Genomic DNA, 18,258 nt, shown 5'->3' with positions numbered 1-18,258 from the left:
ATCCGTGCACTGATTGTCTCAATATCAAGCGTGCAGGGTATGTATTGAGTTGGTTATTGTTTTCCATCGAATAACCTGATTTAAATATATTTTGGCTTTCGTTGTTGGAAGGAAATTAATGTTAACTGAATAGCCTATAAAAACGGAAGAAAAGATTATGAAATTAACACCTCTATTTGTAGCTCTTATCGCATCAGTTGGTCTAAGTAGTCAATCAGCATTGGCTTCACAAGAACATGCAGCCGTAGACAATGCACCTACTGTTGCCAGTTGCTCCGCACCTGACTGGCTGATTGCTTCAGGAAGCCTTTCTCCGGGAACCGTTGTTGCTGGTGGTAAAGTATCTGTTGAGACAACTGTTGCCACAGGATGTCCTCAAACATCGGGAACCGCTCCAACGTTAGGCGTTTTGCTGGCAGATGCGAATGGTCAGCCGTTGGGACTTTTCGGTGAGATTCCGATTGCACTACCATCAGGTGCACGTTACAGCTTCACGCTCACTATTCCTAAATCACTTCCTGCGGGTAATTACATGATTGTCTTATCTGCCGATTATCGTCAGGTCGTAAAAGAGACGAATGAGAGTAATAACGTTGCAGCAGCACGTTTGACTGTTGTTAGCAGCGCTGCTGAAGTCGCTGAAGCACAAGCTGAGCAGTCTTCGCAACTGAGCACCAGTGGACCGGTGAATTATATGGATCGCAGCACAATGAGTAGCGATATCTTCATGGGCGCAGGTGTACCTGAAATTAAGGGTATGACAGTTCAGGAAGAGAATACCAAAGTTGTAGAAGATTTACTGAAACGTCATTCAGCCAAATAGTTGATTGATTCCGGGCGAAGTTATTCGCCCGGGTTTTCTTCTTGTGGAACCCATCCCGTTCAGGCTTGTTTCACTCTGTTTTCACCCATCCATCATCAATTGATACAGCGCATCGGCTGCGGATAGCGAACGCTAAAGTAAAAGTAATCCACTTGGCAGGGTATCACCGAAGATGCGTTTGGAGTCACTTTCGGAGACTTGGCTGATTTCATCAATGAGAGCAAGCCAGCTTTGTGGCGCTTTGCTCTGTTTGAGTTTATCCGTGACAGCCGTACGCAGCGCATCAGCAATATCAATCTGCCGATCTCCGGTTTTCCGGCACATCATCATGGCTGCAAACCCGATCATCGGTTCTTTTTTCCAATCCTGTTGTAGTAATTCCGGTAACCAGTGACTGAGCTGCGTTCTCGGAATCACTTTATGTTGGCTGCCATAAAGCAGCACTCTTGATGCCAGACGGCCGACCGCCCACCAATGCGCTTGTGCATATTGAGATTGGCGCAGCGCCCGTTTGATGAACCAGTTTGCCAACAGTATCTTATCTTCCGTTTCCAGATGCTCCAGTGAAGCAGCCAGACGAACCATCGCTTCATACCCCTTTTCTTGGGCTATTTTGGCCTGTTTACTGCTGTTATGTGCTCCGGGATGGAGGTATTTGGCGATATCGGCCAAAATGGTTTCTTGTTGTTCCTGATTGAGGCCGCCGCAAATCCGACGCCAGAATGTCCACCAGTCACTCCAGCTTTGGTGGGTCTGAAATTGAATGCCTTGCTGATAGAGCGACCAAATTTGCTCGATACGCCAACTATCGACCGGATCACCGAATCCCGGACGCAAGGTGAATCCTGCCAGTCGCAGCCAGTTTTTTTCGTGTGCTTCGGAGCGTCGGCGTCTTTTCTTGCCCTGATCCAATCGATCAAATAACTGGCGATTGGTGATGATATCCCAGCTATCTTTTTCACCGAGCCAGTGAGTCAGGGATTTGTTCAGTATCCGCGGATCGGCCTGAGAATCACTGTTTCTATTGCCACTGTATAAACCGGTAATCAATTCACAGGCCTGAGCCAGACCCGGAATATCAGACGATGCGGTGGATTCATGATGTGACTGATGGCGCACCTCAAACTCCAACTGCCAGCGGTGTTGCTCGTTATCGACCTGAACACATTCTAGCTGCAAGGTGCCGACAGGTGTGAGCTGCGTGGAGAGATACACTTCAACCCGGTCTTTTTGATTCGCCGCCAGTGATTGATCGGACATCCGTTCTAGTGACGTAATATAGGGCGGTAATGGTGAAAAATAGTCGGGGTCGACATCGACCAGTTGTCCGTTTTGAATCGATGACTCGTCACCGAGTCTATCATGTCGTGAGGTCAGCAGGTTAAAACGCACCGGTTCGCCAAGGGTGAGAGAAAAACGACGGCTCGACAAGCGGATTTCGTGGCCTTCATCGGTGCCTTTGGCTAACAGGCAGAGCGCCTGAGACGTTTTCTGTTTACGCTGTTCTAAATGTAAAAAGTAAGACCGTGCCGCACCGCCACCGATTTTCAGTTGTGCGCCTCGGCAGGCTTTGAGGTATCCGACGGAACCGAGCGCGACAGCCAGATCAGGATGAGGATTGTCGAGCAAGATGATCGGTTGTCCGGTCCAGTCCGACAACACTTGCGTCAGCCGCTGTTGAATCAGCGCGCTATTGAAAACGCCACCATTAAGCAAGAGGCCAAGTGGGGCTGACGGTTGATCGGTTGTTCGGGTTAACGTCGGATGCTGCGCTAGAAATGCGGCGATATGTTTGGTAATTGCGGGATCGGCAGCATAGGGCAGACCGAACTCAAGCACCGCTCCTTTCCGCTGGGTCGGCAGGGTATCGAGCGTGGTGTGAGGAAAGAATCCATCCAGTGCCATCTGCTGAACCTGCGTTTTATCGAGGTGGATACTTTTGGTGCCTCCCAAAAGTTTTGAACCACTGCCCAATAAGGTAATTTTGGCTGATTCCGGTGATTGCGCCGCAAGTAGGCTCTCTTTGGTTTTCCGGGTTTGCTGAATGAGTTTACTCAGGCGAGATGAACTGAGCTTTTGAGTCTGATTATGCTGCTGAGTCAATTGTTGCTCGGCAAGATGGGCCAGCGCGAGATCGATGTTATCCCCACCGAGCATTAAATGTTCTCCGACCCCGACCCGATCCAATTGCAACGCATCCTGTTCTAATGCTGCCGAGATGAGGCTGAGATCGGTTGTGCCGCCACCGACATCGCAAATCAGAATCGCGGATACATCTTTGAGCTGTGTGGTTGCTTGAGACTGGAAGCGATTATACCAGTCGTAACAAACGGCCTGCGGCTCCTCAAGGAGTTTGACATGAAGCATCCCCGCCAGTGCCGCCGCTTCCAGTGTCAGCTTACGGGCACTTTCATCAAATGAAGCCGGTACGGTAACCACAATATCTTGGTGTTCGAGCGGGGCGGCCGGATGATGATAGTTCCATGCCTGACGGATATGATTGAGATAACTGGCGCTGGCGATGAGCGGAGAAACTTTTTCGACATCTTGCGTGCCGGCCCAGGGTAAAATTGCTTCGTAGCGATCAACCGAAGGATGCGACAACCAGCTTTTGGCACTGACGACCTGTCGGCCTTCAACCTGAGCACCGAGTTCTCTGGCCCATTCCCCGATAATTACCGGTGTGAAATCACCATCGACCGGCTGATGTGTCCAAGGGAGCTCGGTATCCGTCGGGTGGTGTTGTCCTTGAGCCGGATGAAAACGAAACGAGGGGAGTGTCGCCCGACGGGCGACTTCACCGGGGCCGATGAGTTGGTCGATTTCAAAAAGCCGGATCGGACATTCGGATAGATTCTGGCCGTTCTCGCAATAGGCCACAACCGTATTGGTTGTGCCCAAATCGATGCCGACTAAATAATGTTGTGTCGCCATAGTTATCCTTCACGTACATCAAACTCGACATGCCATGTCTGGCCGTTATCGGTGGCGATTGCTTCCAGATACAACGTGCCCACTTCGGTCACTCGGGCGGCGAGCGTGACCGGAACAATCTGGCCGTTTTTGCGCCCTTCGGTGACGGGTAGTGTCACTTGAATCTCTGGCAGTTCTTGGAGTTCATCGCCAGACCACGTGTCCAAATGAGTGCCGGCAGAGTCATCGCGCCGAACCGTTGAGCCGAAAAACTGGAAGTGAACCGGTTGACCGATCACCAAACCGAATTCCCGCTGGTTGATGGTGACACTAGCGCCTTCTTCCATCCCGAACGGGGCGACGCACATGGCTTCCAGCGGTGGTGCCATGCCCGGAATTGCCGGCATCGCACTTTCAATCCCGACATAATAAGCACTGGCTAATCCGCCGCGAATTCTGACACCACTTCCCTGACGAACCGCACCGTAATATGCAGCGCCCTGAGACACCGCCAGATCAAGGTGAATGCCAGTCAGGGTACGAGCGGGTTCGGCCCCGGCGTCGGTCAGCCAGCGATTGATGGTGGTCAGCAAACGTTCGGTCAGTAACGTTGATTTGAGCACACCGCCGTTGAGTAAGATCGCGCTGGGTTGGATAAAGGCTGGTGTACTGGCCGCTTCCAGACCGGGAATTCCGCCAAACGGCATCATGGTATCCGTCGTGTCAGTGGATGCGCTTGCTTGCTTGGTTAAAAATGCTGCAATGTGACGAGTGATTCCGGCATCTTGTGCATATGGCAGGCCCATTTGCGTCAGTGCGCCTCGGGCTCTTTGCTGAGGCAGTTCATCAATCCCGACTTGAGGGAAGAAGCCATCAACCAGTGTCTGGCGAACGTCTTGTTGAGTCAGTTCGGTTTTCAACGTCGAACCGAACAGTTTCGAGCTTCTGCTCGGCACAACAATTGGTACGGCAGCCAGCTCAGCATCATTAAGCAGGGCTTCTTTGGCATCACGACAAGCGTGGGTGAGTGCCTGAATTTGCCACGCTTGCAGTTCTTGACCATTTTGCGCCAGCTTCATTTTCAGACGATAGGCGAGGGCGAGATCCATATTGTCCCCGCCCAGAAGAATATGTTCACCGACCGCAACCCGCTCCAGAACCAAGTGTCCGTCACTTTCTTTGACTTCAACCAGCGATAAGTCGGTTGTGCCGCCACCGATATCGACGACCAGAACCACATCACCGACGTTGACACGGTCACGCCATGACTCGCCATTGGCATCAATCCAGCTATAGAGTGCTGCTTGAGGTTCTTCCAGCAGTGTCCGGCGGTTGAGGCCGATATTTTTGGCGGCTTCTGCGGTGAAGTCACGCGCTGCCGGGTCAAACGAGGCCGGAATCGTAATAGTGACATCCTGTTCAGCTAAAGGATACTGAGGAAACTGATGATTCCAGGCGTTTTGCAAGTGCTCAAGATACAGTTCGCTGGCCTGTAGTGGCGACAGCTTACTGACATCATCCGGGCTGCCGGCCGGTAAGAACGCATCACGGCGATTGACGCCACCGTGACACAGCCAGGATTTGGCACTGGCGATGAGGCGAATCGGGGTTTTACTGCCCAACTGACGGGCGATTGCCCCGACCAATGCTTGCGGCTCATCACTCCAAGGGAGGATCCGCGCACTGGGCGACATTTCATGTTCATGGGGCTGATAGATAAATGAGCCTAACTGAGGTAATGATTCAACCGTCCCCGGTGCGGTCATTTGTGGAATAGATAATACCGAAACCTGCGGGGTTTCAGCGTGCATATCCACATAAGACAGCACACTATGAGTGGTTCCGAGATCGATACCGACACAGTAACGCGCATGTTGTTCCATTACAGTTCCACCTCTGCCGGCGCAATAATTGATGCATCATAGTCTGGTGCGATTTGAGGAAGATTGATTGCTGTGACTTGCCAACCTTTGTGAATCAACAGGCCCTGATAAGGTGCATTGCCGGTGACATGTCCGGTCAGACGAATGGCTTGCGGGTTGAAATCGGCTTCAATCGTGATATTGCTTTCTTCTGCTTCATCGCGAACCGGTTGCAGACAGAGATAGTCATCGAGCACTTTTTTACCACCGCTGTGGATCACGCGTGCAGCGGCACCCACTTCTTCATCGGAATAGTGGATAATATCTTCATTGAGAAAATCGATCAGTCTGGCTTCTTTCTGGAACAGAGCGAGTATTTGTAAGGCAGAGTCCGTTGCTGTTGTTGCCAGTTTGGATTCGACGACTTTCTCCACGACTTTTTCGACTTCAACGACTTTTTCCACTTCGACAATCTTTTCAACCGGTTTTTCAACGACGGTTTCGACGGGTTTCTCCACAATTTTTTCGACGACTTTTGCCCGGCGGCTGATGACTAAAATAAATAAAACGATGGCACACAGGGCTAAAATGGCATGAAGCATGTCGAAACTAGTCGGCATTGTGTTTAGATCGAAGGTCATATGTAATTCTCTGCTACATTAAAATAATGGCGCAAATCTTAACACAAAAGGCTATAAATCCATGTATGAAGTCTCTGGATTTGCCGTTATCAGGCGCTTGTTCGCTGATTATTTGTTCATCCTGTTCGGGGTGTTGTATCCGTGATTCGCTTTTTGCGATTATTTCATTATGATCACGGGTTTGAGCGAAATACTGGGTATATAGGTTATGAACTGCAATCGGGTAGTCTGCTTCGATCTGGAAATGTGTTGTTGGAATGAAAACGGTGTCGGCACAACCGGAGAAATTATTGAAATCGGTTTGGCTGAAATTGCACTGGATGAAGGTAAGATCGTCAAAAGAGCCCAGTATTATGTTCAGCCGGAACAGGATGAGGTGTCTTTATTCTGCGCTGAACTGACCGGAATTACCCCGCGTAAACTGGAGAAACAAGGGCGACCTCTGGCACAGGTGATTCAGTCGATGATCAAAAACTTTGGTTCAACCAAGAAAGTCTATATGGCATGGGGCAGGGATGATCTGATTTTGCAACAAGAGTGTGAACAGAAAGGTATCGAATCGCCGATTCATGAGTTTATCAATCTGGCAACCTTGTACCGGATTCAACACCGGATGAAAGAACGCCGCATCGGACACCGGACGGCTCAAGAATCGGCCGGGATCCCATGGGAAGGGCGTCAGCATTCCGGATATATTGACGCCTATAATCTCGCTAAGCTGGCGTTGACCATGTTATAGCTCGGTGTATTTGCAGCGCGAAAGAAACGTTCCGGCTCACCGCGTTGCTACCGATTACTGTCTTACAGCGTTGCAATGGCAACCAATATGACACTGCCGACAATCATGCTGCCACCGATCCATTGTTGTAAGCTCATCCGTTCATGGAAGCGACGTTTGGAAAAGTATAGCGTGCCGAGAATCTCGATTTGTCCCAGTGTTTTGACCAGTGCCGGATTTATCAGGGCAAATCCGGTGAACCATCCGATCGAGCCCAGTGAACTGAGAATCCCCACTTTGGTACTGAGCAGAAAAGACTGTTTCACTGGCGCTAAGACATCACGGCTGCGATAGATTTGTAGACCACATAAGAGCACCGATTGTAGGGCAAGGACGTACCAGATGGTGACACCCGCGCTGGTAATAATCGATCCTTGCAGTGAATGGCTTGCAAGTGACGCTGTCACTGATGTGATGGCAAAACAGAATCCACTTCCCAGCCCGGCCAGCAGCGACAGATCTTTATGCATATAACGTAAATTGCTCAGTCGCATACTCATCACTAACGTCCCAGTGACACCCAGTGCAATACCGCTCCAGGCAATCAGGTTTAGCGAGTTGTGTAGCAGCGGAATACCGATCAAGGCAGCAAGCACCGCTTCTGTTTTTGCCAGAAGTGTACCTAATGCAAAACTACCGGATTGAAAAACCCGGAGCATCAGATAGGTAGCGAGCACTTGCGCAATGGCACAAACGGATGCATAACCCAAAAATAGCCCGATGGACGGTAAGGTGACTTGCCCGACGAAATGCCAGCAAATCAATAAATAAACACTCACAATGGGTAAACCGTATAGTGAACGTGCCATGGTGGCGTGTAAAAAGCCTTGCTCTTGAGACAGTGTTTTTTGATAAGCAGTCCGGATCGATTGGCAGGCCGCAGCAAAGAGTGTTACAAGAATCCACATCTTAAGGAATCCTTTGTTAGAAAAAGAGAGCGGAAAAGAGAAAGCAGCATAGCTTTAGTTGCTGCTTTTGTAAAAACAATCATGATGATAGAAGTAATCATCATGCTGACGGAGGGAAAAAAGGGCTCAGATGCTGGCCGCAGTATCTGAACCCGATGAAAGCTCTAAATCTGGTGCAATATCTAAATCTGATGAAAGCGTTTTAGTTCGCTGTCAGGCTGCCCCACAGATCATATTCGTCAGCATGTTCAATCGTGACATTGACTAAATCACCCGCTTTCACACCCGTTTCGCCATTGAGATAAACCACACCGTCGATTTCGGGGGCGTCAGCGTAAGTACGACCAATCGCACCTTCTTGATCCACTTCATCGATCAGCACTTGCATCTGGCTGCCGATACGCTGTTGGAGTTTTGCGGTACTGATTGCTTGTTGTAACGCCATAAAACGCTCATAGCGATCCTGTTTGACCGATTCCGGAACCTGTTCGGCCAGTTCATTGGCTGTTGCGCCTTCAACCGGAGAGTATTTAAAACATCCGACCCGATCGAGCTGCGCTTCCTGAAGCCAATCCAGTAAGATTTGAAAGTCTTCTTCTGTTTCTCCGGGGAACCCGACGATAAAAGTAGAACGAATGACCAATTGCGGACAGATGTTACGCCATTGCTGAATACGCTCCAGCGTTCGTTCTGCCTGACCCGGCCGTTTCATCATCTTCAATACGCGCGGGCTGGCATGTTGAAACGGAATGTCGAGATAGGGTAGGATTTTTCCTTCAGCCATCAACGGAATAATGTCATCAACATGCGGGTAAGGATAAACATAATGGAGTCGGACCCAAATGCCCAATTGACTCAGGTGTTCACTGAGTGCTTTGAGGTTTTGTCTTACCGGCGTACCGTTTGAGAAACCGAGACTGTGTTTGGTATCCACGCCATAGGCACTGGTATCCTGGCTGATCACGAGCAGCTCTTTGACGCCGGCGTTTTTCAGTCGTTCTGCTTCTCCGATGATGTCTCCAACCGGACGACTGACTAATTTACCGCGCATGGAAGGAATGATGCAGAAGGTGCAGCGATGGTTACAGCCTTCCGATATTTTCAGGTAAGCGTAGTGTTTCGGTGTCAGTTTGACACCATGATCCGGGACGAGACTGGTATATGGATTGTGTGCCGGACGAGGTACAAACTGATGAACATGCTCAAGTACATTCTCGTAAGCGTGAGGCCCGGTAATACCTAAGACATTCGGGTGAACTTCTCGGATCTCATCTTCGCGTGCCCCGAGGCATCCGGTCACGATGACTTTGCCATTTTCATGCAGCGCTTCCCCGATCGCATCGAGAGACTCCTGAACGGCGCTGTCGATAAAACCACAAGTGTTGACGATGACTAAATCCGCATGCTGATACTGGCTGACGATATCGTATCCTTCCGTGCGTAATTGCGTCAGAATTCGCTCCGAATCGACCAGATTTTTCGGGCATCCCAGAGAGACAAATCCGATTCTGTTACCTGTCACCGCATTGTTCATTGATTCTTGCTGGGCCAGTGTTTTTTGTGCTGTATCCAGAGTCGTGGTTTGATTTGGCGTATAAGTATGGACTGTCATTGCTTTATTTTGCTACCTAATCGTATGTTATCAATGGTCACCGCTGTCACACAGTGATTCGAACAACCGATTTAAATCGTTGTCTTACATTTTTTATCTGACATAGGATTCCGGATGCCCTGAGACTATTTTTAACATCCGGTTATCAAAAGGCACACATTATAACGGATGTGTAGACATTGAACAGAAGAAGTCGATCCGGGGTATCCGACTTCTATCAGAAAATGAACGGGTGTCAGTGCGTGACGTTGATCGTGACGAGAGTCGCTGATGTGACCGCGAAGCTGTATTGCCCGTTAAGACTTATGCTCAGTCACGATTAATTTTGCTCGGATAAATTCACTGTGATCAACATATAAAAGCTCTGCGGTCTTACGAATCACTGCATCTTCAAATGGGTCGATGTATTCATCGGCATTGGCGACTTCCCACATGGCTTGAATCAGTTCGAAACGTCTTTCTTGAGATAACGCCCTCAGTTGAGATGTAAAATCATAGAGCGACGCTGAATCTTTGACTTGTTGTGCAGCCTGCTTTAGTAGATTGTCAGCTTCAGGTTGAGTCAGTTGACACAGTTTGATGAGAAGCTGAGTTTGCGCATCTTGTTCTGGTCCGGATATGTCGTGGTCAGCACCGGACACCTCAGTCAGCAGACAAGCAATAGCCAGTTGCGGACTATCTTCATGGTGACCGAGATCTTGACCTTCAAGTAGTTCTTTAAAAAGCGATGTAATGGTATTAAACATATTTTCCTCACAGAAGCGCTTGATTATCAGCCGTAAGAAATATCATAGGATCAGCAGAAAATAAACGTGATCCAGTCGATATTGATTGTTTTATACCCAATTGCATTTGGGAAAGATCATGCAATGTTATTCTACAAATTGATGGAAACCTCTTGAAAGTCCCTATTTCTTGCAAGACCGCATTGCTGCTCTTTTGATAGTTTGACCATCAGAGTGCGATCCGGTTCATTTTCAACACTCACCGTATTAGTTTTGAGATCAATGCTGTTTAAAAGCAAGCTGTTACTCGTCAATATGCAAATGATTCTCAATTATATAATGGTTGACGCAAGGGGTGTTTTTGTATACTTTAGAGTGACTAGTCACTCTAAAGTGTTATTTTTGATGAATACAAAGAAACTTCAGATTATAGAAGCCGCGATTCGTTTGTTCGCTCAGGATGGGGCGGGTGTCGCGACTGCAGCAATTGCGAAAGAAGCCGGTGTTTCTAATGGCACGTTGTTTAATCATTTTGAGACCAAGCAAATGCTAATCGATGAAGTCTATATCTTTATCAAGCGAAACATGGCTGATGTTATTTTGAGTGATGTCGATTTCTCTGCTTCGCTCTTCGATGTCTGTTTTAAGCAATGGATTGCTTTTGCGCACTGGTCCTACGATCATTTGACGGAATACCGGGCAATGAATGTCCTGAATGCCTCGCAGGTATTAGGTGAAACGGCACGTCAGTATGCAGAAAAGTTATGGATGCCGATGCTCGACAAACTGAAAGATGCTCAGCAGAGCGGCATACTCCATCCGACGTCTCCCGAACTGATATGTATCAATGTGCAAAGTTACCTGCATGCACTGGTGGCATATACGAATCGGAAGCAATATGGCTGGCATGAGGCTGAAATGATATTTCGAGAGGCGTTTTGTGTGTTTTGGCGTGGCATTGCAATATCTACATCTTGTTTAGATGAGCTCGATTAAATTATGTATTACATTAACCGTAAATGGCCGGTACTTGTCACCGGCGCAACAGGATATGTCGCTGGATGGCTGATCAAACGCTTACTTGAATCCGGTGTCACAGTACATGCGACAGTTCGTGATTTGAGGGATCAGGACAAACTCAAACCTCTCAACCGAGTCGCGAGCACCGCACCGGGAACACTCCGCTATTTTCAGGCCAATTTATTTGATGACGGTTCATATGCTGAAGCCATGCAAGGTTGTCGCGTGGTTTTTCACACGGCGTCTCCGTTTCGGCTTCAGGCTCGTGACCCGCAAAGCGAATTGATTGCCCCGGCCGTGCAAGGTACGCACAATGTGTTAAATCAGGCAACGTTAACACCGTCAGTACAGCGTGTTGTTTTGACCAGCAGTTGTGCCGCGATTTATGGTGATAATGCTGATCTGTTAGACTTAGAGCACGGTATGGTGACTGAAGAAGTCTGGAATCACTCCAGCTCTCCTGAGCATAATCCATATGCTTATTCTAAAACCGAAGCTGAGAAAGAAGCATGGCGTATCGCGGAGGCGCAACAACAGTGGACGCTAGTTGTCATCAACCCCTCTCTGGTGATGGGGCCTGCCGTCAACCCTGATATAACCTCTGAAAGTTTTCATATCATCCGCCAGATGGGGGATGGTTCCATGAGAGTTGGTGTGCCGAACTGGGGGATCGGGGTCGTTGATGTCCGGGATGTTGCTGAAGCCCATTTATCAGCCGGTTATACCACGCATGCCCGAGGACGGTATATTATCTCTGGTTGTAACACGACATTACTTGAAATGGCGCGTCAACTGTTACCCAAATATGGTAAACATTACCCGTTGCCTAAACGGGTATTGCCAAAATTTCTTGTCTGGTTGTTTGGGCCGCTGATCAACCCGGGGATAACTCGGAAAACGATTACGCAGAATGTTGGCTACGCTTGGAAAGGCAACAATACCAAAAGTATTGGGGAACTGGAGCTGAAATACCGACCATTGTCGGTGACGATGAACGACTTCTTTGCGCAGCTAGTTGAGACCGGAAAATTGGAGCGTTGACAACGCGCTTCGCTGACGTATGAGTTAAATTTCTTGATCATTGCCTTCTTGCAAACTGTTTTCTTGCAGGCTGATCTGTTCAAGCATCTCGACGACATCAGATGATGAGTGTTCATGCGCATAAAGAATTAAAGCCAGAATCGCATCCCGTTTATGTTCCAAAGGCGCTTTTTCCATAAAAATCTGCATGATATGACTTCTCATCAGCGACAGTTCATGATCGACGAATCCTCTGCCTTCTTCTTCGCCCTCATTCTCTTCCGGTGCATTATCAAACTGACAAAATAACAAATCATCGAAACATTTGGCGTGCAGCAAACGCTCCGGAAGCCACGTTTCTCCGGTCACGATTTCCGGATCATTGGGCAGGGCATTCAGTATATGAATCAATTCAGAAGCTTTCACGTTATCTTTGGTCTCACCGGCATGTCTGACATCAAACGAAATATACATCAAAAACCTTACACCTGCACCAGATTGGAGTAAGAACTGTCTGGTCAGACTGATGATGAAAACCAAGGAGTTTTTGGTGTCATGGCCTGACAGTGATACAATCCGGCCAGTTTTAATCAAGTATACAATAGGATTCGCTTTGACGTCGTCACAGCCACATACCCAACCCCCTCAGGCACAGCCCAATACTCCGGGAACTCTGCGTCATGCATTGAACGAATGTATGCTCAAAGATCGGTTCCGCCTGAGTAAACGGATTCAGGGGGCCAGTAAAATTAACAATCCCAAAGCCAGACAGGCCGTTTTTGATGAAATCGCTCAGGACATTGCCAAATCGATGATGGCAGCCGAGCTCAGACAGCAAACCTCTGCGGTATTAGATTACCCAGAGATTCTGCCGGTCAGTCAGAAACGAGATGACATTGCACAAGCGATTGAAAAACATCAGGTCGTGATTGTGGCGGGTGAAACCGGCTCGGGGAAAACCACACAGTTGCCGAAGATCTGTGCTGAACTGGGGCGTGGCACATATGGGGTCATTGGTCATACACAGCCCCGTCGATTAGCCGCACGCTCTGTCGCCGCCCGGATTGCTGAAGAAACCAAAACTTCACTCGGCGATTTCGTCGGTTATAAAGTGCGTTTTAATGATCAGATATCCGATCAGACTCAGATTAAATTGATGACGGACGGGATACTGCTGGCTGAAATTCAGCATGATCGATTCCTCAATCAGTACGATACGATCATTATCGATGAAGCCCATGAGCGTAGCCTGAATATTGATTTCATTCTCGGCTATTTAAAACAGCTGCTGCCGAAGCGTCCTGACCTGAAAGTCATTATCACGTCGGCAACAATCGATCCTGAACGGTTTTCCCAGCACTTTGACGGCGCACCGATCATTGAAGTGTCCGGCAGAACGTATCCGGTGGACACCCGTTATCGTCCCTTAGCCGGTGAAGATGAGAGTGAGCGTGATCAGCTCGACGGGATTTTTGACGCCGTTGATGAGCTGAGTGATGAGGGACCGGGAGATATCCTGATCTTTATGAACGGGGAACGTGAGATCAGGGATACCGCCGATGCCTTGAGCAAGCGCAACCTCAAACATACTGAAATTGTGCCTTTGTATGCGCGTCTCTCCGCAGGTGAGCAGAACCGGATTTTTCAATCCCACAGTGGGCGGAGAATTGTTTTGGCGACCAACGTTGCTGAAACGTCTCTGACGGTGCCGGGAATTAAATACGTGATTGATCCGGGGACCGCTCGCATCAGTCGTTATAGTTACCGCACCAAAGTGCAGCGCTTACCGATTGAACCCATTTCTCAAGCCAGCGCCAATCAGCGTAAAGGGCGTTGTGGCCGGGTTGAAGCTGGGATTTGTATCCGGCTTTATTCCGAAGATGATTTTCAATCTCGTCCTGAGTTTACCGATCCCGAAATACTCAGAACCAATCTGGCATCGGTTATTTTGCAGATGACAGCCTTGGGGCTCGGTGACATCGAGGCATTCCCCTTTGTTGAAGCCCCGGATCAGCGCAATATTCAAGATGGTGTCCGGCTGCTGGAAGAATTAGGTGCGATTCAGACACAATCTCAGGAGCGCAAAAAACGCTTGACCGAGATTGGACAAAAGTTGTCGCGTCTTCCCATAGATCCACGGCTGGCTCGTATGGTGCTTGAAGCACCGAAATGGGGATGTCTGAAAGAAGTGATGATTATCTCGGCTGCTTTGTCGATTCAGGATCCGCGAGAGCGGCCTTCGGACAAACAACAGTCAGCCGATGATAAACACCGCCGTTTTTATCATGAAGACTCTGATTTTCTGACCTTTGTTAATCTATGGGATTACATCAAACAACAACAAAAAGCCCTGAGTAGTAATCAGTTCAGACGTCAGTGTAAAAGTGATTATCTGAATTATCTGCGCATTCGTGAATGGCAGGATGTCTATTTTCAATTGCATCAGAGTATGCATGACCTCGGGCTGAAGCTGAATGAAGAACCCGGCAGTTATCAGGGGGTGCACACCTCGATTCTAGTTGGATTGCTGTCTCATATCGGTATCAAAGATCAGGAAGAGAAAGAATATCACGGGGCGAGAAACGCCCGTTTTCATATTTTCCCGGCGTCCGGCCTGTTTAAGAAACAACCGAAATGGGTGATGTCGGCTGAGCTGGTGGAAACCTCGAAACTTTGGGCCAGAGTGGTGGCGAAGATTCAGCCGGAGTGGATTGAACCGCTGGCACAACATTTGATCAAACGGAGCTACAGTGAGCCGCATTGGTCGAAAAAGCGCGCAGCGGTGATGGCGTATGAGAAAGTGACATTGTTTGGTGTACCGATTGTTGCCAAACGACTCGTGAATTATGGCCCGATTGATGCGACCTTGAGCCGAGAAATATTCATTCGGAGTGCGCTGGTTGAAGGTGAGTGGGAGACCAAACACGCTTTCTTCAAACAAAACCGCAAGCTGTTACAAGAAGTAGAAGAGCTGGAACATAAATCGAGACGGCGGGACATTCTGATTGATGATGAGTCCTTGTTTCAATTTTATGATCAGCGCGTCGGCACGGAAGTTGTCTCCGGCCGTCACTTTGATACGTGGTGGAAAAAGACCAGCCGGGAGAATCCGGAATATCTTCATTTTGAAAAAGAGATGTTGTTCAAAGGTGATGCCAGCCATGTGACCGAACTCGATTATCCGAATTTCTGGCATCAGAATGGCATCAAGCTGAAGCTCAGCTATCAATTTGAACCCGGTGATGATAGTGACGGTGTCACGGTTCATATCCCGTTGGCCGTATTGAACCAAATTGAACCGATGGGGTTTGACTGGCAGATCCCCGGGCTACGCCATGAACTTGTGGTCAATTTGATCAAATCGTTGCCGAAAACATTGCGCAAGAATTTTGTACCGGCACCGAACTATGCGGATGCCTTTTTGGCCCGGACGACCCCGATGGAACTGCCATTGTTGGACGCACTGGAAAAAGAGCTGAAACGGATGTCCGGTGTGACCATTCTGCGCGAAGACTGGCAAATCGATCAGATCCCGGATCACCTGCGAATCACATTCCGGGCCGTCGATCATCGGCATAAAAAGCTACGGGAAAATAAAGACTTATTCACGTTAAAAGAGAGCCTGAAAGACAAAGTTAAAGAAACCCTGTCTCAGGTTGCTGATGATGATATCGAACAGAAAGGTCTGCATACTTGGAGTTTCGGTGAGCTTCCTCTGGTCTATCAGCAGAAAAAAGGTGGCTTCGATGTCAGAGCCTATCCGGCACTGGTTGATGAAAAAGACAGCGTCGCTATTCAGCTATTTGAGACCGAGCAAGAGCAACAACGCGCCATGCGAGCAGGGGAGCGGCGATTAATCTTGCTGAATGTTCCGTCTCCGGTGAAATATTTGCACACCAACCTACCGAATAAATCGAAACTCGGACTCTATTTCAATCCATATGGCAAAGTGTTGGATCTGATTGATGACTGCATTGCCTGTGGTATCGATAAGCTTATCGATGGGCAAGGCGGATTAGTCTGGCAGGCCGAGGCGTTTGAAGCGTTGAAAGAGTATGTTCGCGGTGAGTTAGGTGATACCGTTGTTGATATTGCAAGACAAGTTGAAGAAATTTTGACAACTGCCTATCAGATCAATAAAAAACTGAAAGGGAAAGTCGATTTTACAATGGCATTTGCACTTTCTGATATCAAAGCACAAATTGAAAGCTTGATCTTCAAAGGCTTTGCCACGGAATGCGGTTGGAAAAAGTTGCCGGATATCCTAAGGTATATGAAGGCTATCGAGCGTCGATTAGAAAAATTACCTATCGATCCCAACAAAGATCGACTTCATATGCTGAAAATAGAATCAGTGACGCAGGACTATCGGGAGTTATTGAACAAAATTCCGAAAGGTGCGCCGATTCCCGAGAATGTTAAAGCAATCCGCTGGATGATTGAAGAGTTAAGGGTGAGCTTCTTTGCTCAACAACTTGGAACGCCTTATCCCGTTTCGGATAAGCGGATCAAGAATGCAATTAGTGAATGTTAATTTGGGTTCGATTTTTGCATAAAACAGACTATTACAGATAATTCTGTTAGTTTTTTGGCGAGCGTAGGCAATTTTATGCCGCTTTGGTATCAACACCAATAGTATGATCACCAACCGTATGATCACCGATGAAAAAGTAGAGAAGGTTCATCATGAAAAAAACATTAATTGGATTGGCACTTTTAGGTGCATCAACATCTGCCTTGGCAGATTCATGGATTTATGGCGGCGCTTCCGTTGGACAATCTGACTTTAAAGGTGAACATGGTACAGCCTACAATATTCATGTCGGAACCGGTATCCTGCCATTGATCGGCTTGGAAGCGGGTTTCACCAAATTTCAAGAAATTGATGTCTCGCCAACTAATAAAACTGAAGCAACAACCGGCTATTTCGCCATTAAGCCAAGTATTGATTTCGGTCCGTTGCATATTTACGCCAAAGGCGGCTTGCATTCTTGGGATGAAAAGGTCAATGGTGCCAAAGTGGATGACGGTGTTGACCTGATGTACGGTGTCGGTGCGGAATACTTCATGATGGGGCCGATTTCTGTCGGTGCCAGCTACCAGACCTATGTTATGGGTGACGATGACATGAAAACTTTCAATCTGAATGCCACATTCCATTTTCTTTAAGTTTTCTCATCGTCGAACAATCAATTTAAGCCAGCATTTTGCTGGCTTTTTATATTTCAAATCCCGGTAAACAGAGGAGAGATAGCAGATGGCATTGCCATATAAAGCAGTTATTTTTGATATGGATGGTGTATTAATTGATTCAGAACCATTCTGGCGACAGGCACAGATTGAAACACTGGCTACTTATGGTGCTGAAATCACGGTTGAAGCATGTATTCAGTACACCATGGGAAAACGGTTAGACGCAATTGCTTCGACTTGGTGTCAACGTTGTCAGCTTCAGATTGATCCTGCGATTCTGGCGCAGCAAATCCTAGAAAAACTGATTGTTCAGGTGAGGGCTCATGGTCGTGCACTGCCGGGTGTTTATCAACTTTTAGATGCGCTAAAACAGGCGGGTTATCGTATTGGTTTGGCGACCTCGTCCGGGCCGGAAATTATTCAAGCTGTGCTTCAGCGCCTCGAGATCGAAGCGTATTTCAGCCAAATTTGTAGCGCCGAGGATGAAGACTATGGTAAGCCGCATCCTGCCGTTTATTTAAGTGCTGCGCAAAAACTCGATGTGTCGCCTGATCAATGCCTGGTGATTGAAGATAGTGTGACCGGTATGACCGCAGCCAAAGCTGCATCAATGACGACGTTCGTTGTGAACGCGCACCAGCAGGATCCTCGGTTTGCGCTGGCTGATCAATATTTCACGTCACTGGAAGCTATCGTATCATTGATTGGTGCAAACGACTGAATCAGCCGAAATATAAAGAGTCAGCCCCATATCTGTGACTGA

General features: G+C 48.2%; 14 protein-coding genes. 7 read left to right on the top strand and 7 right to left on the bottom strand.

What is annotated here, in order from left to right:
* Positions 1-157 precede the first annotated feature (157 nt).
* Complete coding sequence (locus tag MKS89_RS08270) at positions 158-823, top strand: CARDB domain-containing protein (RefSeq protein WP_072957630.1); 666 nt, start codon at positions 158-160, stop codon at positions 821-823.
* Between the two features lie 132 nt (positions 824-955).
* Here the strand turns inward: MKS89_RS08270 and MKS89_RS08265 are convergent, their stop codons facing one another.
* Genes MKS89_RS08265 through MKS89_RS08255 form a run of 3 tightly spaced genes read right to left on the bottom strand, consistent with a single transcriptional unit; the run spans position 956 to position 6,239 of the window.
* A complete protein-coding gene (locus tag MKS89_RS08265; RefSeq protein ID WP_072957632.1) occupies positions 956-3,757 on the bottom strand; it encodes an Hsp70 family protein in 2,802 nt (933 codons plus the stop codon).
* 2 nt (positions 3,758-3,759) lie between these two features.
* Entirely contained in the window at positions 3,760-5,619 is a 1,860-nt protein-coding gene (locus tag MKS89_RS08260) for an Hsp70 family protein (protein WP_072957635.1), read from the bottom strand.
* Positions 5,619-6,239, bottom strand: coding sequence for a DUF2760 domain-containing protein (locus MKS89_RS08255; RefSeq protein WP_072957638.1), 621 nt, complete (start codon positions 6,237-6,239; stop codon positions 5,619-5,621). The genes MKS89_RS08260 and MKS89_RS08255 overlap by 1 nt, the downstream gene beginning before the upstream one ends.
* Before the next feature lie 208 nt (positions 6,240-6,447).
* On the opposite strand from MKS89_RS08255, the gene MKS89_RS08250 reads away from it, so the two are divergent.
* Positions 6,448-6,978, top strand: a complete 531-nt coding sequence (locus tag MKS89_RS08250) for a 3'-5' exonuclease (RefSeq protein WP_072957641.1) — start codon at positions 6,448-6,450, stop codon at positions 6,976-6,978.
* Positions 6,979-7,040: 62 nt separating this feature from the next.
* On the opposite strand, the gene MKS89_RS08245 is transcribed toward MKS89_RS08250, so the two are convergent.
* The 3 genes from MKS89_RS08245 to MKS89_RS08235 all read right to left on the bottom strand — a co-directional run bounded on the left by MKS89_RS08245 (position 7,041) and on the right by MKS89_RS08235 (position 10,283).
* A complete protein-coding gene (locus MKS89_RS08245; protein ID WP_072957643.1) occupies positions 7,041-7,925 on the bottom strand; it encodes an EamA family transporter in 885 nt (294 codons plus the stop codon).
* A 202-nt stretch (positions 7,926-8,127) separates the two neighbouring features.
* A complete protein-coding gene (rimO, locus tag MKS89_RS08240; protein WP_072957646.1) occupies positions 8,128-9,537 on the bottom strand; it encodes a 30S ribosomal protein S12 methylthiotransferase RimO in 1,410 nt (469 codons plus the stop codon).
* Between the two features lie 296 nt (positions 9,538-9,833).
* Positions 9,834-10,283, bottom strand: a complete 450-nt coding sequence (locus MKS89_RS08235) for a tellurite resistance TerB family protein (protein ID WP_072957649.1) — start codon at positions 10,281-10,283, stop codon at positions 9,834-9,836.
* A 384-nt stretch (positions 10,284-10,667) separates the two neighbouring features.
* Here MKS89_RS08235 and MKS89_RS08230 point away from each other — a divergent pair, with 384 nt between their 5' ends.
* Complete coding sequence (locus tag MKS89_RS08230) at positions 10,668-11,258, top strand: TetR/AcrR family transcriptional regulator (RefSeq protein WP_159439562.1); 591 nt, start codon at positions 10,668-10,670, stop codon at positions 11,256-11,258.
* Positions 11,259-11,261: 3 nt separating this feature from the next.
* Positions 11,262-12,323 (top strand): NAD-dependent epimerase/dehydratase family protein, encoded by a 1,062-nt coding sequence (locus tag MKS89_RS08225; protein ID WP_072957655.1) that lies wholly within the window; start codon positions 11,262-11,264, stop codon positions 12,321-12,323.
* 24 nt (positions 12,324-12,347) lie between these two features.
* On the opposite strand, the gene MKS89_RS08220 is transcribed toward MKS89_RS08225, so the two are convergent.
* The gene (locus tag MKS89_RS08220) at positions 12,348-12,728 is read right to left on the bottom strand and encodes a VC1380 family protein (RefSeq protein WP_072957985.1); all 381 of its coding nucleotides are present in this window, start codon (positions 12,726-12,728) and stop codon (positions 12,348-12,350) included.
* A gap of 187 nt (positions 12,729-12,915) precedes the next feature.
* Here MKS89_RS08220 and hrpA point away from each other — a divergent pair, with 187 nt between their 5' ends.
* The 3 genes from hrpA to hxpB all read left to right on the top strand — a co-directional run bounded on the left by hrpA (position 12,916) and on the right by hxpB (position 18,216).
* Positions 12,916-16,836 (top strand): ATP-dependent RNA helicase HrpA, encoded by a 3,921-nt coding sequence (gene hrpA / locus MKS89_RS08215; protein WP_072957988.1) that lies wholly within the window; start codon positions 12,916-12,918, stop codon positions 16,834-16,836.
* A gap of 152 nt (positions 16,837-16,988) precedes the next feature.
* Complete coding sequence (locus MKS89_RS08210) at positions 16,989-17,471, top strand: outer membrane beta-barrel protein (protein ID WP_072957658.1); 483 nt, start codon at positions 16,989-16,991, stop codon at positions 17,469-17,471.
* 88 nt (positions 17,472-17,559) lie between these two features.
* Positions 17,560-18,216: a hexitol phosphatase HxpB gene (gene hxpB / locus MKS89_RS08205; RefSeq protein ID WP_072957661.1), complete on the top strand. Its 657-nt coding sequence runs from the start codon at positions 17,560-17,562 to the stop codon at positions 18,214-18,216.
* Positions 18,217-18,258 lie beyond the last annotated feature (42 nt).

Source organism: Vibrio gazogenes (assembly GCF_023920225.1).
Taxonomy (GTDB): Bacteria; Pseudomonadota; Gammaproteobacteria; order Enterobacterales; family Vibrionaceae; genus Vibrio; species Vibrio gazogenes.
This window is presented reverse-complemented; position numbering and strand designations above follow the sequence as displayed.